25 protein-coding genes are annotated in these 21,613 nt (G+C 61.0%); 14 read left to right on the top strand and 11 right to left on the bottom strand.

Translation table 11 applies throughout. From position 1 onward, the window contains the following. The first annotated feature begins 26 nt into the window (after positions 1–26). The 4 genes from AC07YV_RS02440 to AC07YV_RS02425 all read left to right on the top strand — a co-directional run bounded on the left by AC07YV_RS02440 (position 27) and on the right by AC07YV_RS02425 (position 3,276). Positions 27–677 carry a class I SAM-dependent methyltransferase gene (locus AC07YV_RS02440; protein WP_102698978.1) on the top strand — a complete coding sequence of 217 codons (651 nt, stop codon included), beginning with the start codon at positions 27–29 and terminating at the stop codon, positions 675–677. A gap of 123 nt (positions 678–800) precedes the next feature. Beyond that, positions 801–1,934 carry a ribonuclease D gene (gene rnd, locus AC07YV_RS02435; protein ID WP_102698977.1) on the top strand — a complete coding sequence of 378 codons (1,134 nt, stop codon included), beginning with the start codon at positions 801–803 and terminating at the stop codon, positions 1,932–1,934. Further along, positions 1,931–2,224, top strand: coding sequence for a YcgL domain-containing protein (locus AC07YV_RS02430; protein ID WP_102698976.1), 294 nt, complete (start codon positions 1,931–1,933; stop codon positions 2,222–2,224). The genes rnd and AC07YV_RS02430 overlap by 4 nt, the downstream gene beginning before the upstream one ends. A gap of 119 nt (positions 2,225–2,343) precedes the next feature. Then, complete coding sequence (locus AC07YV_RS02425; protein ID WP_102698975.1) at positions 2,344–3,276, top strand: D-2-hydroxyacid dehydrogenase; 933 nt, start codon at positions 2,344–2,346, stop codon at positions 3,274–3,276. Between the two features lie 123 nt (positions 3,277–3,399). Here the strand turns inward: AC07YV_RS02425 and AC07YV_RS02420 are convergent, their stop codons facing one another. Continuing rightward, a complete protein-coding gene (locus AC07YV_RS02420) occupies positions 3,400–3,993 on the bottom strand; it encodes a nitroreductase family protein (protein WP_102698974.1) in 594 nt (197 codons plus the stop codon). Between the two features lie 164 nt (positions 3,994–4,157). Here AC07YV_RS02420 and AC07YV_RS02415 point away from each other — a divergent pair, with 164 nt between their 5' ends. Both AC07YV_RS02415 and AC07YV_RS02410 read left to right on the top strand, forming a co-directional pair. Beyond that, positions 4,158–4,607 (top strand): YcgN family cysteine cluster protein, encoded by a 450-nt coding sequence (locus AC07YV_RS02415; RefSeq protein ID WP_007984794.1) that lies wholly within the window; start codon positions 4,158–4,160, stop codon positions 4,605–4,607. Between the two features lie 35 nt (positions 4,608–4,642). Next, complete coding sequence (locus tag AC07YV_RS02410; protein ID WP_102698973.1) at positions 4,643–5,872, top strand: hypothetical protein; 1,230 nt, start codon at positions 4,643–4,645, stop codon at positions 5,870–5,872. Positions 5,873–5,981: 109 nt separating this feature from the next. Here the strand turns inward: AC07YV_RS02410 and AC07YV_RS02405 are convergent, their stop codons facing one another. The 4 genes from AC07YV_RS02405 to AC07YV_RS02390 form a co-directional block, all read right to left on the bottom strand. Next, positions 5,982–6,359: a YgaP family membrane protein gene (locus tag AC07YV_RS02405; protein ID WP_007972408.1), complete on the bottom strand. Its 378-nt coding sequence runs from the start codon at positions 6,357–6,359 to the stop codon at positions 5,982–5,984. Positions 6,360–6,439: 80 nt separating this feature from the next. Next, complete coding sequence (locus AC07YV_RS02400; protein WP_007993783.1) at positions 6,440–6,910, bottom strand: RNA methyltransferase; 471 nt, start codon at positions 6,908–6,910, stop codon at positions 6,440–6,442. 198 nt (positions 6,911–7,108) lie between these two features. Further along, on the bottom strand, positions 7,109–7,480 hold the full coding sequence (locus tag AC07YV_RS02395; protein ID WP_007944009.1) for a YajD family HNH nuclease: 372 nt from the start codon (positions 7,478–7,480) through the stop codon (positions 7,109–7,111). A gap of 50 nt (positions 7,481–7,530) precedes the next feature. Then, positions 7,531–8,217: a spermidine synthase gene (locus AC07YV_RS02390; RefSeq protein ID WP_007972413.1), complete on the bottom strand. Its 687-nt coding sequence runs from the start codon at positions 8,215–8,217 to the stop codon at positions 7,531–7,533. 95 nt (positions 8,218–8,312) lie between these two features. Here AC07YV_RS02390 and AC07YV_RS02385 point away from each other — a divergent pair, with 95 nt between their 5' ends. Further along, complete coding sequence (locus AC07YV_RS02385) at positions 8,313–8,603, top strand: hypothetical protein (protein ID WP_007972415.1); 291 nt, start codon at positions 8,313–8,315, stop codon at positions 8,601–8,603. On the opposite strand, the gene AC07YV_RS02380 is transcribed toward AC07YV_RS02385, so the two are convergent. Together AC07YV_RS02380 and AC07YV_RS02375 are read right to left on the bottom strand one after the other, a co-directional pair. After that, positions 8,600–9,073 (bottom strand): cyclic nucleotide-binding domain-containing protein, encoded by a 474-nt coding sequence (locus AC07YV_RS02380; RefSeq protein ID WP_007972417.1) that lies wholly within the window; start codon positions 9,071–9,073, stop codon positions 8,600–8,602. The genes AC07YV_RS02385 and AC07YV_RS02380 overlap by 4 nt on opposite strands. 138 nt (positions 9,074–9,211) lie before the next feature. Further along, complete coding sequence (locus AC07YV_RS02375) at positions 9,212–11,272, bottom strand: S9 family peptidase (RefSeq protein WP_102698972.1); 2,061 nt, start codon at positions 11,270–11,272, stop codon at positions 9,212–9,214. 203 nt (positions 11,273–11,475) lie between these two features. Here AC07YV_RS02375 and AC07YV_RS02370 point away from each other — a divergent pair, with 203 nt between their 5' ends. The 3 genes from AC07YV_RS02370 to AC07YV_RS02360 are packed head-to-tail and all read left to right on the top strand — an operon-like array spanning position 11,476 to position 13,336. Beyond that, on the top strand, positions 11,476–11,973 hold the full coding sequence (locus tag AC07YV_RS02370; RefSeq protein WP_102698971.1) for an MFS transporter: 498 nt from the start codon (positions 11,476–11,478) through the stop codon (positions 11,971–11,973). 32 nt (positions 11,974–12,005) lie between these two features. Continuing rightward, positions 12,006–12,782, top strand: coding sequence for a class II glutamine amidotransferase (locus AC07YV_RS02365; RefSeq protein WP_102698970.1), 777 nt, complete (start codon positions 12,006–12,008; stop codon positions 12,780–12,782). Between the two features lie 11 nt (positions 12,783–12,793). Continuing rightward, positions 12,794–13,336: a DUF2937 family protein gene (locus AC07YV_RS02360; protein ID WP_007972421.1), complete on the top strand. Its 543-nt coding sequence runs from the start codon at positions 12,794–12,796 to the stop codon at positions 13,334–13,336. Between the two features lie 56 nt (positions 13,337–13,392). Here the strand turns inward: AC07YV_RS02360 and AC07YV_RS02355 are convergent, their stop codons facing one another. Further along, a complete protein-coding gene (locus AC07YV_RS02355) occupies positions 13,393–14,307 on the bottom strand; it encodes a LysR family transcriptional regulator (protein WP_102698969.1) in 915 nt (304 codons plus the stop codon). Positions 14,308–14,453: 146 nt separating this feature from the next. Here AC07YV_RS02355 and AC07YV_RS02350 point away from each other — a divergent pair, with 146 nt between their 5' ends. The 4 genes from AC07YV_RS02350 to AC07YV_RS02335 all read left to right on the top strand — a co-directional run bounded on the left by AC07YV_RS02350 (position 14,454) and on the right by AC07YV_RS02335 (position 18,189). Next, complete coding sequence (locus tag AC07YV_RS02350) at positions 14,454–15,740, top strand: MFS transporter (RefSeq protein WP_007972423.1); 1,287 nt, start codon at positions 14,454–14,456, stop codon at positions 15,738–15,740. Between the two features lie 72 nt (positions 15,741–15,812). Next, positions 15,813–16,565 (top strand): 5-oxoprolinase subunit PxpA, encoded by a 753-nt coding sequence (locus AC07YV_RS02345; RefSeq protein ID WP_102698968.1) that lies wholly within the window; start codon positions 15,813–15,815, stop codon positions 16,563–16,565. Further along, entirely contained in the window at positions 16,562–17,266 is a 705-nt protein-coding gene (locus AC07YV_RS02340; RefSeq protein ID WP_102698967.1) for a 5-oxoprolinase subunit B family protein, read from the top strand. Before AC07YV_RS02345 ends, AC07YV_RS02340 begins: the two co-directional genes overlap by 4 nt. Next, positions 17,263–18,189: a 5-oxoprolinase subunit C family protein gene (locus AC07YV_RS02335; RefSeq protein WP_102698966.1), complete on the top strand. Its 927-nt coding sequence runs from the start codon at positions 17,263–17,265 to the stop codon at positions 18,187–18,189. Before AC07YV_RS02340 ends, AC07YV_RS02335 begins: the two co-directional genes overlap by 4 nt. Positions 18,190–18,306: 117 nt before the next feature. Here AC07YV_RS02335 and AC07YV_RS02330 read toward each other — a convergent pair whose 3' ends face one another. The 3 genes from AC07YV_RS02330 to AC07YV_RS02320 all read right to left on the bottom strand — a co-directional run bounded on the left by AC07YV_RS02330 (position 18,307) and on the right by AC07YV_RS02320 (position 21,595). Continuing rightward, on the bottom strand, positions 18,307–19,485 hold the full coding sequence (locus tag AC07YV_RS02330; RefSeq protein WP_007972429.1) for a vWA domain-containing protein: 1,179 nt from the start codon (positions 19,483–19,485) through the stop codon (positions 18,307–18,309). A gap of 12 nt (positions 19,486–19,497) precedes the next feature. Next, positions 19,498–20,343 (bottom strand): AAA family ATPase, encoded by an 846-nt coding sequence (locus tag AC07YV_RS02325; RefSeq protein ID WP_007972431.1) that lies wholly within the window; start codon positions 20,341–20,343, stop codon positions 19,498–19,500. A 148-nt stretch (positions 20,344–20,491) separates the two neighbouring features. Continuing rightward, positions 20,492–21,595, bottom strand: coding sequence for a DUF748 domain-containing protein (locus tag AC07YV_RS02320; protein WP_494990262.1), 1,104 nt, complete (start codon positions 21,593–21,595; stop codon positions 20,492–20,494). Positions 21,596–21,613 lie beyond the last annotated feature (18 nt).

Raw genomic sequence — 21,613 nt, 5'->3', positions numbered from 1 at the left:
TGAACGTTTATCAAGAGCCCTTGCACATGTCCGCTCAGCCCCCATCCGCCATCGAACTCGAGATTGCCCGGCGCTACGACCAGGAACACGCGCGCGTCTGCCTTCAGCCGCAAGCGCCGGGCCTGACCGGGCGTCTGCTGCTCTGGCGTGAGGCGCGCCTGGTGCGCAATGCACTCAAGGTCGCCGGTGAACCGGGGCTGATCCTCGACGTGGCCTGCGGGGTGGGGCGTTTCTGGTCGGTGCTGGCCGAACATGCCAATCGGGTGATCCTCGCGACGGACCCGTCCCAGGACATCCTCGATCATGCCCGCACCCATCACCCGCAAAGCCTGTTGAAGCGGATCAAGACCTTTCAAAGCTCCGCCTTCTCGATTGGTTTGTCGGAGAACGCGGTCGACTGCATTTTTTGCATGCAACTGTTTCAGCACCTTTACAGTCCGGAGCATCGTCTGGCGATGCTGGGCGAGTTTTACCGGGTCAGTCGCGATACAGTGATTGTCGCGGTGCACCTCGACGGACGTTTCAAGGGCGCGCATTCAAGCGTGGAGGGTGCGCTACCGAGCAAGGCCGGGGTCGAAAGCGAGTTCAGGCAGGCGGGATTCCGTTTGCTCAGCCATCAGGATTTTTTTCCCGGTTGTGCACAAATGCGGGTCTACGTGCTGGGTAAGACCCGCTAGGCCGAGCTTGTCGGACTATTCTTCATGTCACGCAGTCATTTTCGCTAACGCTCTTGTTCAGTGGATGCGCGGAAATCGCCGGGGGCGATATATACTGCGCGCCATTCTTCAAGGGAGAGCCGTGTGGCCATCGATATTCACTGGATTCGCGACAACGATAGCCTCGATCGGTTTTGTGCCGAGTGGCAGCAGCTGCCATTCGTTGCCCTCGATACCGAATTCATGCGGGTCGACACCTTCTACCCGATCGCAGGCCTGCTGCAGGTCGGCGATGGCGAACGTGCCTACCTGATTGATCCGCTGACCATCGACAACTGGCAGCCTCTGGCCGCGTTGCTGGAAAACCCGGCCGTGGTCAAGGTTGTCCACGCGTGCAGCGAAGACCTCGAAGTGCTGCTGCGCCTGACCGGTAGCCTGCCGGCGCCACTGTTCGATACGCAATTGGCAGCCGCTTACCTGAACCTCGGTTTCTCCATGGGCTATTCGCGCCTGGTACAGGAAGTGCTCGGCATCGACCTGCCCAAGGGTGAAACCCGTTCCGACTGGCTGCAGCGTCCGCTCTCCGAAACCCAGATCAGCTATGCCGCTGAAGACGCCGTGCACCTGGCCGAAGTGTTCGTAAAGCTGCGTCCAAAGCTGTCTGACGAGAAATACGCCTGGGTTCTGGAAGACGGTGCCGAACTGGTGGCCAACCTGCGCCGCGAGATCGATCCGTACGAGGTCTATCGCGATGCCAAGCTGGCCTGGAAGCTGTCCCGTGCCCAACTCGCTGTATTGCGTGAGCTCTGCGCCTGGCGCGAAAAGGAAGCCCGTGCCCGCGACCTGCCGCGCAACCGGATCATCCGCGAGCATTCGTTGTGGCCGCTGGCGCGTACGCAACCGGATAATCTCGGCGCCCTGGCGAAAATCGAAGACATGCACCCGCGTACCGTGCGTCAGGATGGTGAGTTTCTGCTTGATCTGATCAAGCGCTCTGGCAGTGTGTCGCCAGATCAATGGCCGCCAGCCGTGCCGGAGCCGCTGCCGGTGGACGCTGCCGTGTTACTCAAGCAGCTCAAAGCCATCGGCCAGGCCGAAGCCGAGCGCCTGAACATTGCGCCGGAACTGATGCTGCGCAAGAAAACCCTGGAAGCGCTGCTCAAGAGCGGCTTCCCCAATGGGCCCTACCAATTGCCTGATTCGCTGCGTGGCTGGCGCCGCGAATTGATGGGCCAGGCGCTGCTGGACAGCCTGGTCACCGCCGGAGAACAGCCTTGAAACGTATTTGCTCCATCTACCGCAGCTCGAAAAGAAACGAAATGTACCTGTATGTGCTCAAGAGCGATGCTCTGGAGCGCGTGCCGGAACCCCTGATGGCAGCCTTCGGCAAGGCCATCCACGCCTTCGACCTGGTGCTCAGCCCCGAGCGCAAGCTGTCGCGCGAGGACATCACCGTCGTGCTGGATAACCTCGAAAAACAGGGTTATCACCTGCAAATGCCGCCTGCCGAAGACGAGTACATCGAGCACTTGCCGGAAGAATTGTTGCGCCGCAACGATCCAGTGTGAATGGCAGACAGGCTCTGTTCAGAGTGGTTATGAAACACTGATTGATTTTAGCGATGGCAGCATCGACCGAGCAGCGCTCTGTCGGCTGCCGTCTGCACCGTTTTTGAAAGGTTTGAAGCATGCGCGTCCTGATTGCTGAACACGACCACCCCGTGTACGCCCAACTGTTGCGCGAGGCGGCACCGGACCTGGAGGTGCTGACCAGCGGTGATTCCGCCGAGCTGGCCAGCCAGGCGGCCGATTGTCCGGTGTGGCTCGGCCAGCCTGATCTGCTGGCGACCCTGTTACGCCAGGGCCATCAACCGCAATGGCTGCAATCGACCTGGGCCGGCATTACGCCGCTGCTGGCCGATGGCTTGCCACGGCACTATCGATTGACCCGTGCAGTCGGCATCTTCGGGCAAGTCATGGCCGAGTACGTGCTCACCTATATGCTCGGTCATGAACGTGAAGTGCTGGCGCGACTGGTCAGCCAGGTCGAGCGCAAATGGGACAGCCGCCATGGCCAGAGCCTGGCGGGGCGCAAGGTGTTGATCGTCGGCACGGGTGATATCGGCCAGCGTGTCGCGCAGTTCCTCGTGCCGTTTGGTGTCGAGTTGTATGGCGTTGCCAGCAGCGCGCGGGAACAGGCGCCGTTCATCGAGGTCGGTTCACTGGCGGATCTGCCGCGGCTGGTCGGTGAAGTCGATTACGTGGTCAATCTGCTGCCGAACACGCCGGAAACCCACGATATCTACGACGCAGCCCTGTTCAAGCAATTCAAGCCGACCGGTTTGTTCATCAATGCCGGGCGCGGTGTGGCGGTGGTCGATGCGGATCTGGTGGAAGCCTTGAAGGAAGGGCATCTGGCGGGCGCGGTGATCGACGTGTGCCGTCAGGAGCCATTGCCCCAGCGGCATCCATTCTGGACAGCCTGGGGCCTGCTGCTCACCGGCCACAGCTCGGCACCGACTTCGCCGTCGATGATGGTGAAGCTGTTTGTCGAAAACCTGCGGGCGTTCGAGGCGGGAGAGGCGTTGCGCGGGGAAGTGGATTTCGATCGCGGGTATTGAAAGCACCCTCAAAAACTGTGGGAGCGAGCTTGCTCGCGATGAGGCCATTAGCTTCAACATCAATGTTGACTGACTGGCCGCCATCGCGAGCAAGCTCGCTCCCACAATGTTTTTTGCAGTGGCTTAGAGGGTGAAGTCGCCTTCAGCCGCCAGCTCGCTCAACGGACGACGCGGGCTTGGTACTTCACGAGCCTGCAGGTAATCCGCCAGGCTGGCCTTGTCCCCCAGCTTGCCCACCGCGACGGCGGCGTGCAGTGCGTAGCCTTCAGGAATGTTCAGCTCCTTGCGGGTCAGTTCCTGGTCGAAGCCGGCCATGCCGTGGGTGTGCCAGCCGCTCAGGCTCGCTTGCAGGGCCAGGTGGCCCCAGGCGGAACCGGTGTCGAAGGTGTGCCACAGGGCCGGGGTTTCTTCAGTGGCGCCAGGCGCGACGAAGGTGGTTTTCGAAATCACGATCACCAGGGCCGAGGCATGTTGCGCCCAGCTGCGGTTGAATTCGTTCAGCAGTCCCAGGTAGCGCTCCCAGTTCGGCGTGTCGCGACGTGCGTAAAGGAAGCGCCAGGGTTGCGAGTTGTAGGCCGAGGGTGCCCAGCGCGCGGCTTCGAAGAAGCTCAGCAGGGTTTCTACGGCAATGGCTTCGCCCGTGAAGGCGCGGGGCGACCAGCGATCGGTGAACTGAGGGTCAATGGTGTAATCGGCTACGCGTGGGTTGGCACTCATCAAGAGATTCCTTGCTACGTTTGAAAGTGGGAGCGACGAAAAACCCTACTTGGCAGCGCAGAAACTGACAAGCCCGTTATACCGACAGTCGCCAATGCTTGGCCCACGGGGCTTCGGGCACTAGACTGGCGGCCTTTTCACCACCTGATGTCGATGCTCGAACCATGGCCGCCAAAGTAGAACCGTTCTGGATACGCAAGACCCTCGATCAACTCGATCAGGAGGAATGGGAGTCGCTGTGCGACGGCTGTGGATTGTGCTGTCTGCAAAAGCTTGAAGACGAAGACGACAACAGCGTCTATTACACGCGCATCGCCTGCAAACTGTTGGACCTGAAAACCTGCCAGTGCACGGATTATCCTAACCGTCGCGACACTGTGCCGGACTGTATCCAGCTCACGCCGGGCAAGGCCGACGAATTCAAATGGCTGCCGCCGACGTGCGGCTATCGCCTGGTCAGCGAAGGCAAGGACCTGCCGTTGTGGCATCACCTGGTGTGCGGTGATCGCGATGCCGTGCATCACGAGCGGATTTCCCAGTCCGGACGCATGCTCGCCGAAGGCAGCGTGCCGGAAGACGACTGGGAAGATCACCTGATTTTCCGCGCAGGCTGACTGCCAGAGGCTCAACCTTTCACGAAGGAGTGTGTATGGCTGTGGGATGGCGGCAGGTGTGGGGCGTTGGATTGTTGGCCGTGAGTGCGCCCGTATGGGCCGCGAACAAGGTCGATCTGGATTATCACGTGCGCCTGTTGCCGCAGAACGATCAGGCCGAAGTGCGCCTGACGCTCGCCCAGGGCTCGGCGGTACGCAGCCTGGATTTCGACCTCGGCGACAGCAGCCACTACAGCGATTTCAAGGCCGATGGCCAATGGCAACTGACCCCTGGCAAAGCGGCGCGGGGTGTCTGGCGTCCAGCGGCCGACAAGGCCAGCCTGACGTATCGGGTGAATATCAACCACGGGCGCAAGAACGGCAGCTTTGACGCGCGCATGACGCCAAACTGGGCATTGATGCGCGGCGACGATCTGGTGCCGCCTGCCAGACTCGATCAACAGGATGGCATCGAACTGGTTTCACGCCTTGAATTCGAGCTGCCCGGTGGCTGGAAAAGCGTCGAAACCGCGTGGCCACGGATTGGCCAGAACAAGTTCCGTATCGATAACCCTTCCAGGTTGTTCGACCGGCCCACGGGCTGGATGCTCGCCGGCCAGCTTGGTAGCCGCCGGACCCGTCTGGGCGAGACTGAAGTTACCGTCGCCTCGCCGCTGGGGCAGGGCATGCGGCGTATGGATGTGCTGACGCTGCTGACCTTCGTCTGGCCGCAAGTGCAGGCGCTGTACCCGCGACACCCGGGCAAACTGCTGATCGTCGGAGCCAATGATCCGATGTGGCGTGGCAGCCGGTCGGCGCACGAGTCGATCTATCTCAACAGTCACCTGCCATTGGTCAGCGAAAGCGGCACCAGCGCCCTGGTCCGCGAGTTGGCCCAGGTGTTCGGACGGATCAACGGCACAAAGCGCAGTGACTGGATCAATGAAGGCTTTGCCGAGTATTACGCCATCGAACTGGTGCGGCGGGCCGGCGGCATGAGCGATGAACGCTACGAGAGCCTGCACGGCAAACTGGTCAGGACCAGCCAGAAGGTCAGCACGCTGCGCAGTGATCAGGCCAACCCGGCGCAGGTGGCCAGGGCGGTGGTGTTGCTGCAGGAGCTGGACCGCGAGATTCGCCTGAAAACCCATAACAAGCGTTCGCTGGATGACGTGTTGCGCGAGGCGATGCGGCTGGGGGATATCGACACCCAGGCGTTTGTTCAGCTCAGCGAGAGTGTGATTGGAGGGTCTTCAAAAGTGCTCAGTACCGAGTTGATTCAGTGAGTCCGTCATCGCGAGCAAGCTCGCTCCCACAGGGGATCTGTGTACACAAATCCCCTGTGGGAGCGAGCTTGCTCGCGATAGGGCCATCAGCCCCGCCGAACGATCCGGATCAAACCCCGGCTTTCGGCGACTTCAACGAATCATTACCCGTCACGGTTGCAGTTTTGGTCGCCGCCTCGGCATTGGCCTTCAACTGGCTCAGCTCCTCACCGGCCCGCTGGATTTTCGCCCGCACGTTGTCCATGTCCTGACGGCTTTTCTCCAGCAGGCTTTTCGCCGAACTGTGGCCGGTAATGCCGCGCGCCAGGGCTACGCCGCCGATGGCCACCTGGATCAGGCCGAAGATCCCGCCCCGACGCAGGCCCTTGCCCACCATCACCACGCCGCCGGCCAGGGAGCCGATGCGTTCCCAGCCCTGCACGTTTTGCTCGGAAGGGCTTTGGAAGGGGGTGGATTCGATACGCTCGACGCGTTTGAGTTCGCTCATGGTCTGTCTCCAGGCTTCAGTGATCGATAGACAAGCTGACCGCCGGGGCGGGCAGCTCGTTCAATCGGATGTGCGGCGATTCAGCGGAATTTTGGACCGGAGCGGGTATTGAGCCCCTTGGACATGCGGTCGTAGAGCACGACGTTGACCGTGGCGGCCAGGTTCATGCAACCGGTGGTCGGAATGTAGACCACGTCTTCGCACCAGTCGCGAATCTCCTTATCCAGCGAGCCGTCTTCCGGGCCGAAGATGTAGAGCGCGCGATCCGGGTGGGTGTATTCCGGCAGAGGGCGGGCACCCTCAACCAGTTCCACGGCGACGGGCACACAATTGAGCGGCAGGATTTTCTTCAGGTCATCGATGCCGATCAGCGGGATGTCGTAGTGCACGCGCTTGGTATCGGTGACGAAGTCGGCGGCGCGCTCATAGCGCTTGCCGGTGTAGAACACCGACGCCACGCCATAACAGCCAGCGGCGCGCATCACCGAACCGACGTTCTCCGGTGACTTGGGGTTATACAAACCAATGCAGCTGTACCGTTTGTCTGCCACGAGCGGGGTGCCTTTCGGGAAAAAAGCGCGATTATACGGGGATTGGGCGGCAGTGGTCAGTTCGGAGATTGGCGGTGTAGCTGAGGCCGCCTTCGCGAGCAAGCCCGCTCCCACAGTTGACCGAGGTGTCCAGACGGGCGCGGATCAATGTGGGAGCGGGCTTGCTCGCGAAGAGGCCGGTTCAGGCGCTGAAGATCTTCAGTCTTCTTTTTTCATCAACCCAGCCAACGCCGCAAACGGATTGTGCGTGGCCTTGGCGATTTTCGGCGTGCTCAGCGAGCCTTCGCCGAAATACTGCTGGTCGGTATAGCGCGAGTGTTCGTTATCGTGGCAGTACAGGCACAACAGCTCCCAGTTCGAGCCGTCCTGCGGGTTGTTGTCGTGGTTGTGGTCGCGGTGGTGCACGGTCAGCTCGCTCAGGCGCTTGCCGGAGAACTCACGGGCGCAGCGGCCACAGACGTGCGGGTACATCTTCAGGGCCTTGTCGCGGTAGCCCATTTCCTTGTCGCGCTGGTTGTCGGCGAGGATGCGATCCAGCTTCGAAGTGTTGGTCGGGGTGGACGAACTCATGGGTTCACCTTTGTAGAATGACTAATGACGGTTATAGGGTGAAGTTTAGCCTAGCCCTTGAGCTTCTCGGCAATCCAGATGGTATGGCGGGTGCCCTTGTTGCCGTGGGCGAAGACCTGGACTTCCTCGGCCTTGAAGCCGGCTTTCTTCAGTTTGTCGGAAAATTGCCGATCAGCGCTGGCCGACCAGACCGCCAGCACGCCTTTGGGGCGCATGGCCCTGGCGCAGGCGTTTAGGCCCGCGGCGGAGTACAGCCAGCTGTTGGCCTTCTGGGTCAGGCCTTCGGGGCCGTTGTCGACATCGAGCATGATGGCATCGAAGCCCTGGGGTTCTGCTTGCAGGACTTTGGCCACATCTTCCATGCGAATCACCGTGCGCGGGTCGAGCAGCGGGTTGCCGGCCTTTTCGCCCAGCGGTCCACGGTTCCACTCAACCACGCCGGGGACCAGCTCGGCGACCACCACTTCGGCGGTCTTGCCCAGGTGCTTGAGCGCTGAGGCAAGGGTGAACCCCATGCCCAGGCCGCCGATCAGCACCCGCGAATTCGGTCGACCAGCGACTTTGCGGCAGGGGATCTCGGCCAGGGCGTCTTCGGAGCCGTGCATACGCGTGTTCATCAATTGTCCGCCGTCGCCACCCTGGATCTTGATGACGAAATCCTCGCCATATTCGAACAGGCACAGGGCACCGCCGTTTTCAGGAATGGGGGTGGTGTCCAGCAGAACGAAACGTTTCATGGGGCTCACTTGAAGAAAATTGGCAGAACTCGGGAGGGCAAACAGACGCAGTTGGGAGTAGCCTGTTCATGACGACAAGGCCAACGGAGCCATTGATGAAGCGCACCATTCTAACGGTCATTGCCCTGGCCGCGCTCTCGATAACTGCAGCGCAGGCCCAACAGTTGCAACCGATTCCCGTCAGCCCCGCGCCGATACCCGGTTCGCCGGGCACCGCCACGCCCACGCCTTACCCGCAAATCAGCCCGGCGCCGTTGCCGAAAGTCGGCCCCGGCAGTAGCGGGCCGCCGTTGGTGCCGATTGAAATGCCCAGCCCGCCAACCAAGGACCAGCCCGTGCCGGGAATCGAACCGAACCCGCCGAAAGTCAAATCACCGGGTGGCTAGACCTGCTGCGAAAGCAATTGACCGTCGGCCATGCGCAGGCGCTTGGACAGGGAGACGGCGAGGGCACGGATGATCTTGGCGGCGATTTTCGGTGCATCGTTGAGCATCTTTTCCAGCGAGTCCTTGCCCAGGTTGAGCAACTGGCAGTTGCTGGCGGCCACACAACTGGCCGAGCGCCGCTCGCCGTCGAGCACGGCCATTTCCCCGAACGAGCGGCCGCTGCGCAACGTGGCGATGGTGACTCGTTGCCCGTCAGCGGTGGTTTTCTGCACCGCCACCTGACCGGTATGGATGATGCACATGAAGCTGCCGGCATCGCCCTCCTGGAAGATCTCTTCGCCCTGGGCAATGGTGCTGATACTGAAGTAGCCCGAGGCCGCGACGAAGTCCGCCGGCAACAGTTGATTGAACAGGCCGCAATCCATCAGCCAGTCGCGAATTTCGTTGTTCAGAAAGGTTGATTCAGACATGTCGTCACGGTCTTTTGTTTGTCTGGTTCCCTGTAGGAGCTGCCGCAGGCTGCGATCTTTTGACTTTGATTTTTCAAGATCAAAAGATCGCAGCCTTCGGCAGCTCCTACAAGGGATCGGTGTTGTATCCGTCCGCAATCAAGGCCGGTTTATACCCAATACCTTGAACAAAAATGCATATTCGAGCGCTACGTCACGCAATCCCTGATACCGACCGCTCATCCCGCCATGCCCGGCACCCAGTTCAGTCTTGAGCAGTAGCGGATTGCTGTCGGTCTTGGTTGCGCGCAGTTTCGCCACCCACTTGGCCGCTTCCCAGTACTGCACACGGCTGTCGTTGTAACCGGCGATCACCAGGGTCGCCGGATAAGCTTGCGCGGTGACGTTTTCGTACGGGGCGTAGGCCTTGATCCGATCATAAACGTCCGGCTCTTCAGGGTTGCCCCACTCGTCGTATTCCGTCACGGTCAATGGCAGGTCAGGGTCGAGCATGGTGTTGAGGACGTCGACGAACGGCACTTCGGCAATGGCGGCGCCAAACAGCTGCGGCCGTTGATTGAGCACCGCGCCGATCAGCAAGCCGCCAGCGCTGCCGCCGCTGATTGCCAACTGCGGTGCAGTGGTGAAGCCTTGGGCGATCAGGTGTTCGGCGCAGGCGATGAAGTCGCTGAAGGTGTTGTGCTTGTGCTCCTGCTTGCCGGCGCGATACCAGGCTTCCCCCAGTTCGCCGCCGCCCCGTACGTGGGCAATGGCAAACGCCATGCCGCGATCCAGCAGGCTCAGGCGCGCGTGGGAAAACCATGGGTCGAGGCTTTCGCCGTAGGCGCCATAACCGTAGAGGTACAGCGGCACCGGTTTGCCGAGGTCGGTGCGTTTGATCACCAGGCTGATGGGCACTTGTGTGCCGTCCGGCGCCGTGGCCCACAGGCGCTGGCTGATGTAGGCGTCGGCGTCGAACGGGCCGAGCACCGGGGTTTGCTTGAGGACTTTCTGTTCGCCGGTCGCGAGCTCCAGTTGGCGGATTTGCGCCGGACGGTTCAACGCTTCGTAGCGCAGGCGAATCCGCTCGCTTTCGAACTCCAGGCTGTTTTGCACGTGCAGGCTGTAGGCCGCATCCGGCAGTTGTACGCGATAAGGCGCCAGGCCTTGCGGGTGTACTTCAATGACCGGCAGACCGCCAAGCCGCAGGCTGAGGGTCATGGCCCCGGTGTTCAGGCTGATGCCGTCGATCATCACCGTGTCGCTATGGGGGATCAGGTTCTGCCAGTCGGCTTCGGTGGGCGCGGCGCCGGTATCGACGGCCGTGTACAAGGCGAAGTTGATGCCGTCGCGGTTGGTGCGGATGAACCAGGTCCATTGCCCGTCCAGTGCGCCGTGATCCACGTCGTATTCATGATCCTCAACCCGTGGCGCCAGGCAGGTAAACGCCTGCTGGGGCCGGGAGGCATCGAGGACCCAGACTTCGCTGGTGGTCTTGCTGCCCACGGAAAGCAGCAGTTGCTGCTCGGAGCTTGAACGGTAGCAATGCATGAAGAAGCGACCGTCCGGCTCATGGAACACTTCTTCGGCCGCCGTACCGTCCAGTCGATAGCGATACAACTTGTGTGGGCGATGGGTGTCGTCCAGCTCGCCAAAGAACAGCGTCAGGCTGTCATTGGCCCAGGTCATGCTGCCGTCACAGTCCTGGAACTCCAGCTCGCTGACGCGGCCGTCGGACAATTCCTTCACGAACAGCGTGTAAATCTCGTCGCCACTGGAGTCGATGCTGTAGGCCAGGCGCTGATGGTCCGGGCTGATGCTGAACGCACCCAGGGAAAAGAAGCCGCCGTTGGCCAGTTCGTTGGGGTCCAGCAGCAGTTGTTCGCGGCTTTCGTCGAGCGTCAGGCTGTCATCGGCCGGACGCGGGCAGCGGTAGTGCCGGGCATATTCATCGCCTGCGGTGGTGCGGGTGTAGTACAGATACGGTCCCCAGGGCGAGGGCAGGGACAGGTCGGTCTCGAGAATCCGCCCCTTGATCTCCTCGAACAGGGTCTCGCGCAGCCCGGCCTGGTCGGCGGTTTGCGCCTCTTGATAGCTGTTTTCGGCTTTCAGATAGTCGAGTACTGCATCGGTGTCGCGCTCTTGCAGCCAGGCATACGGATCGGAGCCATCAGCCTTGTGGGCAATCGGAGCGTCGTGAATGTTGGCGGGTAGGGGCATGAAGGACTCTCGAGCAGTGTACGGAATTGGGGGTGAATAACCTGTGGGAGCGAGCTTGCTCGCGATGCGGCCGGTTCATTCAACAGCAGTGTTGACTGTCAGTCCGCTATCGCGAGCAAGCTCGCTCCTACAGGGTTCTATGTCTTGATGCAGCCTGACGGGCGAAAAGCCGTTATCATAAGCGCCTCTTTGCCTGCCTTGCCATGGACACCATGACCGAGAACGACTATCTGATCGCTTGGGGCCTCTACGCCTTCGCCGCTTTGGGCTGCCTGTTGGTGTGGATGCGCTTGACCCGCTGGATGTGGCGTTGGCTGCGTGAGCCGCTGCGGCTGCTGATGGTCGTGCTGCTGTTCAGCCCGACCATCATCGACCCGGTGAAGGACAAAGTCGCACCGGCCGTCGCCATTACCGCGCTCGACCTGCTGTTCAAGGTCGGCAACAACGCCTGGCGGGCCATTTCCGATCTGTTCATGTACGGCATGATCGCATTCGGCCTCTATCTGGTGCTGGTAGCGATCCGTTTCCCCATCGAACGCGCCGCCAACGCCCGCAAGGAGCGAGAGGCTGCCAGCAAAGCTGCCGTCCGCGCCGAAGAGCCTGAGGATGATCAACCGTTTGGCGGTGCCGGCGATGATCGTTACGGCCGTCCGCCCGTGCCGAGCAATCCTCAGCGGATGCGAGTCGAACCCCGTCTGTAACCTTGCCCCTGCGATTGAGCGAGAGTCCGAGCATGTGTGAGTTATTGGGCATGAGCGCCAATGTCCCGACCGATATCGTGTTCAGCTTTACCGGGCTGATGCAGCGCGGCGGCCGCACCGGCCCGCACCGCGATGGCTGGGGCATTGCCTTCTATGAAGGCCGTGGGCTGCGGCTGTTCCAGGACCCGGCGGCCAGCTGCGAGTCGGAAGTCGCCAACCTGGTGCAGCGCTATCCGATCAAGAGCGAAGTGGTGATCGGGCACATCCGCCAGGCCAACGTCGGCAAGGTCTGCCTGTCCAACACCCATCCATTCGTCCGCGAGTTGTGGGGGCGCAACTGGTGTTTCGCCCATAACGGCCAGTTGGCGGATTTTCAGCCAACGGCCAGTTTCTACCGCCCCGTGGGCGATACCGACAGCGAAGCGGCATTCTGCGATTTGCTCAACCGTGTGCGTTCGGCATTCCCCGAACCGGTCGAGGTCGAAGTGTTGCTGCCGGACCTGGTGGCCGCTTGCGCCGAGTACCGCAGCAAAGGCGTGTTCAACTGCCTGCTCAGCGACGGTGACTGGCTGTTCTGCTATTGCTCGACCAAGCTGGCGCAGATCACCCGTCGTGCACCCTTTGGCCCGGCGCGCCTGAAAGATGTCGACGTGATCGTCGACTTTCAGGCCGAAACCACACCCAACGATGTGGTCACCGTCATCGCCACCGAACCTTTGACCGAAAACGAAACCTGGACCCGTTACGAAGCGGGTCAATGGAGCCTGTGGCGACGCGGCGAATGCGTCAGCCAGGGCACGACCGAATAAGGACTCCTTGCATGTTGCTCAGTTATCTACGGCTGGTGTTGTTTGCGGCGGGCCTGTTGATCGGTGTCCAGGTGCCGGGGTTCATCAACGATTACGCCAAGCGGGTCGAAGCCCATCTGATTGAGGCGCAAGCCGGGTTGAGCGGCTTCCAGAACACCGCCAATCAGTTCTTCAAGGGCGACATGCAGGCGCTGGTCGCGCATTACCGCGCCAGCGAGGACCCGATCTTTCGCAGCGACGCCGACAGCCTGAGCAACCTGCTGACCCGTCAATTGGCGTTGGATAAACAGTTCCAGGCGATGCAAGGCCCGTGGTACATCCGCTTCCTGCAAGTGGTGCTGGCCGCCGATCCGGACATCCGCAAGGAAACCTGGAACGGCTACAGCTACCAGATCCTGTTGACGCCCGAAGCGATGATCTGGGGCATGAGCGGCGCCTTGCTGCTGTCGTTCGGGATCGAGTGCCTGTTCCGGCTGATCGACTGGGTGGTGCTGGGCGGCAAGCGTCTGCGCCAGAGCCGGCCGATCGAAGAGCGGGATTTGCGCGGGTTGTAAGGCCAAAAGATCGCATTCCAATGTAGGAGCTGCCGAAGGCTGCGATCTTTTGATTTTCAACGATTCAAAACGATGTAATTTTCACCGACCCGGTGCGCATACCCCTCCAGCACCTGCTGACACAACGCCACAATCTCCTCGACCCACTCCACACCCACCCGCCACGACACCACCACCTGCAAGTCGGGTGGTCGCTGATCGATGTCCAGCAGGGTCAACTCCCCCCGTGCCAGCTCTTCGGCCACCAGCACCGGCGGCAAGGCGCCGATACCGAAGCCGTCGCGCAGCAGCCGGGTAATCGCCGACACCGAGTTCACGCAGTTCAGGCGCGGTGCCATCACGCCATTGGCCTGCATCAGGGCCAGCACTTCCTGGTGCGGATGGGAGTTTTTCGAATAGGTGATGATCCGCTCGCCCGCCAGGTCAGCGATGCCCGAGTAATCGCGGTTGTAAATGGAGTTGCTGGCGACGATCCAGCCCATGGGGTGGCTGGCCAGTTCGAGGCTGCGCACGCTTTCCTGGCGCAGCAGGTCGGTTTGCAGGATCACATCGAGAAAGCCTTTTTGCAGTTGATCGCAGAGGTTGAGCGAGGTATCGGCCACCAGCTCGATTTCCACCAGCGGGTAGTGATCGGTCATCTGCGCCACCAACGGGCTGAGCCAGGTATGGATCACCGTGTCCATCACGCCGATGCGTACCCGTCCGGCCTTGCTCGAGCGGGTCTCGATCGACTGCTTGAGTGCTTGCATGGTGTCCAGCATCTGCTCGGCGTAATCAAGCACTTTGAGGCCTTCGGGCGTCAGGCTTACGCCGCGCGAATCACGCAGAAACAGCTTCACCCCGAGCTCGCCTTCAAGCACCGCAATCCGGCTGGAAATCGAAGCCTGAGTGGTGAAGAGCTTGTCGGCGGTCAGGCGGAAACTCTTGAGTCGGGCAACCCAGACAAAGGTCTCGAGAAACTTCAGGTTCATGGGATAAAGATTTCTTATGTCTAAGGCGGGTTTTTATTAGTTGGACGCGGCAGGGGCGCGCGTCCAAAAATCGGCGCATCCGGTTCCCACGATAGGCGTCGTCGGGGCTCAGAACAATACCAATAAAATAAGCGCGGAGATTTGCCATGAGTGCGCCCGACACCCCCGTCATTGCGAAAGCCACGGCTCGCCCGGGACCTTTCGACTGGTATCGCAACATCAATCAGCAGGAACGCCGCACCTTCTGGAGCTGCAAGATCGGCTATGGCCTGGACGGCATGGACACCCAGATGCTCAGCTTCGTGGTGCCGACCCTGATTGCCATGTGGGGCATCACCACCGGCCAGGCCGGGCTGATTCACACCAGCACCCTGATCGCTTCGGCTATCGGTGGCTGGGTCGCAGGGATTCTCTCCGACCGCATCGGGCGTGTGCGCACCCTGCAACTGACCGTGTTGTGGTTTGCCTTCTTCACCTTCCTCTGCGGCTTCGCCCAGAGCTACGAGCAACTGCTGATTGCACGGACCCTGATGGGCTTCGGTTTCGGCGGCGAGTGGACAGCCGGCGCCGTGCTGATCGGCGAAGTCATTCGTGCCAAGGACCGCGGCAAGGCTGTGGGCATGGTGCAATCCGGCTGGGCGCTGGGTTGGGGGTTGACGGCGATCCTGTATGCGCTGCTGTTCTCGGTATTACCACCGGAAGACGCCTGGCGCGCGCTGTTCATCCTTGGCATCGTGCCGGCGATTTTCGTGATTTTTGTCCGCCGTCTGGTCAAGGACCCGGAAATCTATCGCCAAGCCAAAGCCCGGCAGGAGCCGAGCAACCCGTCGAAGTTCTACGAGATCTTCGCCCCCGGCATGCTGTTCACCACGATTCGCGCTTCGTTGCTGACCACCGGCGCATTGGGCGGCTACTACGCCATCACGTCCTGGCTACCGACGTTCCTGAAAAACGAACGCGGTTTGAGCGTACTCAATACCAGCGGTTATCTGGCGATGGTGATCGTCGGTTCCTACGTGGGTTATGTCATCAGCGCCTATTTGACTGACATCCTCGGACGCAAGAAGAACTTCATCCTGTTCGCCGTCGGTTCGTTCACCATTGTCTTGCTGTACACGCAAATGCCGGTCAGCAACGGCGTGATGCTGTGGCTGGGCTTTCCGCTGGGCTTCTTCGCCTCAGGGATTTTCAGTGGCATGGGCGCATTCCTGACCGAATTGTTCCCCACGCGCATTCGCGGTTCGGGCCAGGGGTTTTGCTACAACATCGGCCGCGCGCTGGCTGCGTTGTTCCCGCTGCTGATCGGCCTGCTCAGCCAGACCGTACCGCTGAGCGTGGGCATCGGTGCCTTCGCGGCGGTTTCCTACGGTGTGGTGATTCTCGCGGCCCTGAGCCTGCCGGAAACCCGTGGCAAGCAACTCGACGCCCAGTAACTGATAACCTGCGGGACTGTCTTATAGGTATGTCCCGCAGCTGAAAAGAATAAAACTACAGGAGTGTTCAGTGTGAGCCGCCTGCTATTGAACTGCGACATCGGCGAGAGTTTCGGCAGCTGGACCATGGGTCTGGACGCCGAAATCATGCCCTTCATCGATTGCGCCAACATCGCCTGCGGTTTTCACGCCGGCGACCCGAGCATCATGCGCAAGACCGTCAGCCTGGCCCTCAGCCACGGTGTGCAAATCGGCGCGCATCCGGCCTATCAGGATCTGGTGGGCTTCGGCCGCCGCTCCATGGCCTATGCCACCCAGGAGCTGCAAGACATCCTGCATTACCAGATCGGCGCCCTCGACGGCATCTGCCGGGCCCAGGGCGGCCGGGTCAGCTACGTCAAACCCCATGGTGCGATGTACAACGACATGATGGCCAATCCGGCGCAACTGCGCGCCGTTTTGCAAGCGGTGGCGTCCTACGACCGCACGCTGCCATTGATGCTGATGGCGACCCGCGACAACAGCGCGGCCCAACAAATGGGCGATGAATACGGCGTGACGCTGTGGTTCGAGGCCTTCGCCGATCGCGCTTACGACAGCGCCGGCAGGCTGGTCTCGCGACAACTGCCGGGCGCGGTGCATCACGACCCGGAAACAATCATCGAGCAGGCGCTGACCATTGCCCGTGGCGATCAGCTCACCGCCAGCGACGGCAGCGCCCTGCATTTGCAGGCCAACACCCTCTGCGTGCACGGCGACAACGCCAGTTCGGTCGCTGCCGTGCAACGCATCCGTGAAGCCTTGAACCGGCAGAGTGCGTCATGAAGCTGCGGGTGGAAGTGGTGGCGCTGGATTGCCTGATGGTGCGCCTGTTCGATGAAATTGCCGAAAGCAACATGCCGTGGATGCTCGCGGCCAGTGAAAGTCTGCGCATGGCATTTGCCGGGCACCTGATCGATCTGGTGCCGTCCTACACCACATTGATGGTGCATTACGACCTGACGGCATTGAGCCCGAGCCAGGCACGGGAATTGATCGCCCAGGCACTGATCGATCTGTCGCCCAATGCGCGCACTCGCGGTACCTGTCATGTGTTGCCGGTGTGGTACGACTTGAGTGTCGGACCGGAATTGACGTTGTTGTCGCAGCGCAGCGGATTGGCGGTGGAGGAGGTGATCCGTCGCCACAGTGAGCGTGAATACCAGGTGTTCGCCCTGGGGTTTGCACCGGGCTTCGCCTTCATGGGGCTGGTGGAAGAAGCGCTCGCTGCGCCGCGTCTGAACACGCCACGCAAAAAAGTCGCGGCCGGCAGTGTCGGCATCGCCGAGCGGCAAACGGCGGCCTACCCGGTGGTGTCGCCGGGCGGCTGGAACCTGATCGGCCGCACGCCGGCCAGATTGTTCGACCGCAACCGTGACGGCTACAGCCTGATGCAACCCGGTGACACCGTACGGTTCGAAGCGGTCGGCCATGCCGAGTTCATTAACCTTGGGGGTGACGATACGCCTCTGGAGGCCCAGGCATGAGCCGTCTGATGATTGAAGCGAGTACGCCGCTGTGCCTGTTGCAGGATGCCGGGCGATTCGGCGTGCGGCATCTGGGCGTGACCCAGGGCGGAGCGGCCGATTGGCGTTCGATGTCCTGGGCCAACTGGCTATTGGGCAACGGACTGGATGCACCGGTGATCGAAATCACCCTCGGCGGGTTTACCGTCGTTGCTGAGCAAGACTGCGTGCTGGCCTTGGCCGGGGCGGATCTTGGCGCGCGGGTGGACGGCGAGGCTTTGACCCCGTGGCGCAGTTTCAGGCTGCACAAAGGCCAGCGTTTGCAATTCACTCAGCCGCTGCTCGGAGCCCGGGCTTATCTGGCGGCGCCGGGTGGGTTTGATGCGCCGAAAGTGCTGGGCAGTAGCGCGACGGTGGTCCGGGAGGAACTCGGCGGGCTCGACGGCATGGGCCGAGCGCTGGGGAAAGGGGCGAGCTTGAGCTATTCGGGCTACCCGGTGATGTTGCTACGCGAATTGGCCGCAGAGCAACGACCGGACCTGAACCTTGATGCGCCGTTGGACCTGGTCCTCGGTGCACAGATCGGCGAGTTCAGCGGGCAGAGCCTGTTCGACGCGTTCAACAGCGTATGGCACCTCGACAGCCGTGCCGACCGGATGGGTATTCGCCTGCTGGGTACGGCGCTGCAGTACCAGGGCAAGCCGATGATTTCCGAAGGCATTCCGTTGGGTGCCGTGCAGGTGCCGCCCGACGGGCAGCCGATTGTGTTGCTCAATGATCGGCAGACCATTGGTGGATATCCGCGCCTGGGGGCGTTGACGCCGTTGGCGCTGGCGCGGCTGGCGCAGTGCCTGCCGGGGGCGCAGGTGCGGTTGAGGCCGGTGGTGCAGGATGTCGCTCATCGTGAGCATGTCGAGTATTTGCAGCGCTTCACACGCCGCTAAAAGCTTCGTCGGATCGCCGCCCGGAGCAAGCCCGCTCCCACATTTGATCTGTGTCGTGCACAAAACCAATGTGGGAGCGGGCTTGCTCGCGAAGAGGCCTTCACAAACGACGGATTTCTACTTGGATAGAAACCGCATCCCTTCCTCCAACCCCCGCAAGGTCAGCGGATACATCTGGTCATCGATCAAGTCGCGCACGATGTTGGTCGAGGAGGTGTAACTCCAGGTGTCCTTCGGATACGGGTTGATCCAGATGAGCTTCTTGTACTTTTCCTTGAACCGCTGCATCCACACGTAACCGGCTTCTTCGTTCCAGTGCTCGACACTGCCGCCCGGCTGGGTGATTTCATAGGGCGCCATGGCGGCGTCGCCGATGAAGATCACTTTGTAGTCGGCGCCGTACTTGTGCAGCAGGTCCATGGTCGAGGTGCGCTCGGAGGTGCGGCGCATGTTGTTCTTCCACACCGATTCATAAATGAAGTTGTGGAAGTAGAAGTACTCCAGGTGCTTGAACTCGGTCTTGCAGGCCGAGAACAATTCCTCGCAAATCTTCACATGGGCGTCCATCGAGCCGCCGATGTCGAACAGCAGCAACAGCTTGACGGTGTTGCGCCGCTCCGGCCGCATCTGGATGTTCAGCAGGCCGGCATCCTTGGCGGTATGGTCGATGGTGCCATCGATGTCCAGCTCTTCCGCCGCGCCCTGACGGGCGAACTTGCGCAGGCGGCGCAGGGCGACCTTGATGTTGCGCGTGCCCAATTCCACCGAATCGTCGAGGTTCTTGTATTCGCGCTGGTCCCAGACCTTGGCGGCCTTGCCCTGGCGCTTGCCGGCGTCGCCGACCCGAATGCCTTCCGGGTTGAAACCGCCGGAACCGAACGGGCTGGTGCCGCCGGTACCGATCCATTTATTACCGCCGGCGTGACGTTCCTTCTGTTCCTCTAGGCGTTTCTTGAACTCTTCGATCAGCTTGTCCAGGCCGCCGAGGGACTGGATCGCCGCCCGTTCTTCGTCGGTCAGCGAGCGTTCGAATTCCTTGCGCAGCCAGTCTTCGGGGATCAGCGCCTGAAGATGGTCGTCGAGCTTTTCCAGGCCATTGAAGTAGGCACCGAACGCCCGGTCGAACTTGTCGAAATGCTTTTCGTCCTTCACCAGGATCGCCCGGGACAAGTAATAGAACTCGTCCATGTCGGCGAAGGTCACGCGCTGTTTCAACGCGTTGATCAGGTCCAGCAGCTCGCGTACCGAGACCGGCACCTTGGCTGCGCGCATTTCATTGAACAGGTTGAGCAGCATGGCATCAGCCTCTTAGCGGGTGCCGCGACGGCTCATGAACGCCAGACGCTCAAGCAATTGCACGTCCTGTTCGTTCTTCACCAGGGCGCCGGCCAGTGGCGGGATGGCCTTGGTCGGATCGCGCTCGCGCAGCACCGCTTCGCCGATGTTGTCGGCCATCAGCAGCTTCAGCCAGTCCACCAGCTCGGAGGTCGAAGGCTTCTTCTTCAGGCCCGGCACCTTGCGCACGTCGAAGAACACGTCCAGCGCTTCGCTGACCAGGTCTTTCTTGATGTCCGGGTAGTGCACGTCAACGATCTTTTGCAGGGTGGTGCGGTCGGGGAAAGCGATGTAGTGAAAGAAGCAGCGGCGCAGGAAGGCGTCCGGCAATTCCTTTTCGTTGTTGGAGGTAATGATGATGATCGGACGCTTTTTCGCCTTGATGGTCTCGTCGATCTCGTAAACGTAGAATTCCATCTTGTCGAGTTCTTGCAGCAGGTCGTTGGGGAATTCGATGTCGGCCTTGTCGATTTCGTCGATCAGCAGGATGACCCGCTCGTCGGATTCGAAGGCTTCCCAGAGCTTGCCCTTTTTCAGGTAGTTACGAACGTCGTGGACTTTTTCGTTGCCCAGTTGCGAGTCGCGCAGGCGGCTGACCGCGTCGTACTCGTACAGGCCCTGGTGAGCCTTGGTGGTGGACTTGATGTGCCAGGTGATCAGCTTGGCGCCAAAGGATTCGGCCAGTTGCTCGGCGAGCATGGTCTTGCCGGTGCCCGGTTCGCCCTTGACCAGCAACGGCCGCTCCAGGGTGATGGCGGCGTTGACCGCCAGCTTCAGGTCATCGGTGGCGACGTAGGCCTGGGTGCCTTCGAACTTCATCTGCTAATCCTCGAACGGTAACGCCGACCTGAACGCGGCAGGGCGGGGGGGCGCAATAAAAGGGTCAGCCCCGACTATAACGCGCTGCCCGGTCGACTGTGAACGCAGACGGCTTATTCAGTCTCTGAATGGGGCGTCACTTAGTGACTTAGCCGGCATCCGGCTTGGGCCGTTCATACCGCGCATTGAACGCCTGGATGAAACCATTGCGTAAAATCTGCAAAAAAGCCTGGAACGCGCTGATATCCTTCTGGTGAACGTTGCCGCTGAGTTCGACCTTTGTCGCAAACTGGTTTTTGCCCTGGTTTTTCAGGACCGTCTCGGTTCCACCGACGAGGGCTTCCCATATCGAGCGGAACAGCCCTTTGTCCTTGTTTTCCACGTCCTGCTGCCAGTTGAACACGTCAACATCGCGCATCAGCGGCTTGATATAGCCGGTCAGTCGGCCCTTGTTGGCCTGGGCTTCGATCACCACGTCGCCATGGCCGGCATTGAAGTCGAACTTGCCGTAGGCCGCGGCGAAGTCGTTCAGGCGCTTGAGTTCGATATCCGTGGTGCGCAAGCGAAACTCGAAGTCTTCGAAATCGCTCAAGGGATCGAAAGTGGCCGTGGTTTCCAGTGGCGCGTGCCCTAGAAGCAAGGCTTTGCCTTCAAAACGTGCGTCGCGTTTGCCTTTGGTGTCGACCACGTTGGTCAGGTTGAAAATACTGGCATCCACCTTTGTGGCGTTCATGTTCACCGGTGGTTTGGAGCTGAAGTTGCGAAAACTGATCTTGCCGTCGCTGATCCGCACTTCGTTCAGGGTAATGGGCAGCAGCTTGCCCAATTGGGCACGCCAGTCGGTGCCCTGGCCGGTCTGGGAATTTCGCTTGTTGGCCCCGTCGACGAAGTTGACCTCGGGCTTGATGAACTGCACTTGGGCCACCACCGCGTGGTCGTGCCACAGTGAGTGCCAACTCACCGAGAGGTCGATCAATGGCGCGTTGACGAAAGGCACCGGAACCTTGCCATCGACCTTGACGATTTTCAGTCCGTTGATCTTGTAGGCACCGCGCCACAAGGCCAGGTCCACGTCGGTGATCTGGCCCCGGTAGTCGCCCATGTCCGCCAGCCTCTCATTAAGGTAATCGCGCACCAGATAGGGCAAGGCGATGTGCAACGTTATCAGCAGTACAACGAGGCCGATGAGGGTCCACAGGGGCCAGCTGTATCGACGTTTCATGGCGGCAAATCTCTGGCGATCTAAAGCCATTGACTGCACTGATAGGCG

The organism is Pseudomonas sp. GW456-E7, assembly GCF_059424105.1.
The sequence above is the reverse complement of the archived record's forward strand: the minus strand, read 5'-3'. Positions and strand labels throughout refer to the sequence as shown.

What these genes read in the sequence shown, in the direction of transcription:
- AC07YV_RS02380 (WP_007972417.1), bottom strand. Translation starts at nt 9,073, where the DNA reads ATGTCTGAATCAACCTTTCTGAACAACGAAATTCGCGACTGGCTGATG.
- AC07YV_RS02425 (WP_102698975.1), top strand. Translation starts at nt 2,344, where the DNA reads ATGCGCGTCCTGATTGCTGAACACGACCACCCCGTGTACGCCCAACTG.
- AC07YV_RS02375 (WP_102698972.1), bottom strand. Translation starts at nt 11,272, where the DNA reads ATGCCCCTACCCGCCAACATTCACGACGCTCCGATTGCCCACAAGGCT.
- AC07YV_RS02365 (WP_102698970.1), top strand. Translation starts at nt 12,006, where the DNA reads ATGTGTGAGTTATTGGGCATGAGCGCCAATGTCCCGACCGATATCGTG.
- AC07YV_RS02440 (WP_102698978.1), top strand. Translation starts at nt 27, where the DNA reads ATGTCCGCTCAGCCCCCATCCGCCATCGAACTCGAGATTGCCCGGCGC.
- AC07YV_RS02325 (WP_007972431.1), bottom strand. Translation starts at nt 20,343, where the DNA reads ATGAAGTTCGAAGGCACCCAGGCCTACGTCGCCACCGATGACCTGAAG.
- AC07YV_RS02320 (WP_494990262.1), bottom strand. Translation starts at nt 21,595, where the DNA reads ATGGCTTTAGATCGCCAGAGATTTGCCGCCATGAAACGTCGATACAGC.
- AC07YV_RS02355 (WP_102698969.1), bottom strand. Translation starts at nt 14,307, where the DNA reads ATGAACCTGAAGTTTCTCGAGACCTTTGTCTGGGTTGCCCGACTCAAG.
- AC07YV_RS02335 (WP_102698966.1), top strand. Translation starts at nt 17,263, where the DNA reads ATGAGCCGTCTGATGATTGAAGCGAGTACGCCGCTGTGCCTGTTGCAG.
- AC07YV_RS02395 (WP_007944009.1), bottom strand. Translation starts at nt 7,480, where the DNA reads ATGAGTTCGTCCACCCCGACCAACACTTCGAAGCTGGATCGCATCCTC.
- AC07YV_RS02405 (WP_007972408.1), bottom strand. Translation starts at nt 6,359, where the DNA reads ATGAGCGAACTCAAACGCGTCGAGCGTATCGAATCCACCCCCTTCCAA.
- AC07YV_RS02350 (WP_007972423.1), top strand. Translation starts at nt 14,454, where the DNA reads ATGAGTGCGCCCGACACCCCCGTCATTGCGAAAGCCACGGCTCGCCCG.
- AC07YV_RS02420 (WP_102698974.1), bottom strand. Translation starts at nt 3,993, where the DNA reads ATGAGTGCCAACCCACGCGTAGCCGATTACACCATTGACCCTCAGTTC.
- AC07YV_RS02385 (WP_007972415.1), top strand. Translation starts at nt 8,313, where the DNA reads ATGAAGCGCACCATTCTAACGGTCATTGCCCTGGCCGCGCTCTCGATA.
- AC07YV_RS02390 (WP_007972413.1), bottom strand. Translation starts at nt 8,217, where the DNA reads ATGAAACGTTTCGTTCTGCTGGACACCACCCCCATTCCTGAAAACGGC.
- AC07YV_RS02330 (WP_007972429.1), bottom strand. Translation starts at nt 19,485, where the DNA reads ATGCTGCTCAACCTGTTCAATGAAATGCGCGCAGCCAAGGTGCCGGTC.
- AC07YV_RS02370 (WP_102698971.1), top strand. Translation starts at nt 11,476, where the DNA reads ATGGACACCATGACCGAGAACGACTATCTGATCGCTTGGGGCCTCTAC.
- AC07YV_RS02340 (WP_102698967.1), top strand. Translation starts at nt 16,562, where the DNA reads ATGAAGCTGCGGGTGGAAGTGGTGGCGCTGGATTGCCTGATGGTGCGC.
- AC07YV_RS02415 (WP_007984794.1), top strand. Translation starts at nt 4,158, where the DNA reads ATGGCCGCCAAAGTAGAACCGTTCTGGATACGCAAGACCCTCGATCAA.
- AC07YV_RS02360 (WP_007972421.1), top strand. Translation starts at nt 12,794, where the DNA reads ATGTTGCTCAGTTATCTACGGCTGGTGTTGTTTGCGGCGGGCCTGTTG.
- AC07YV_RS02410 (WP_102698973.1), top strand. Translation starts at nt 4,643, where the DNA reads ATGGCTGTGGGATGGCGGCAGGTGTGGGGCGTTGGATTGTTGGCCGTG.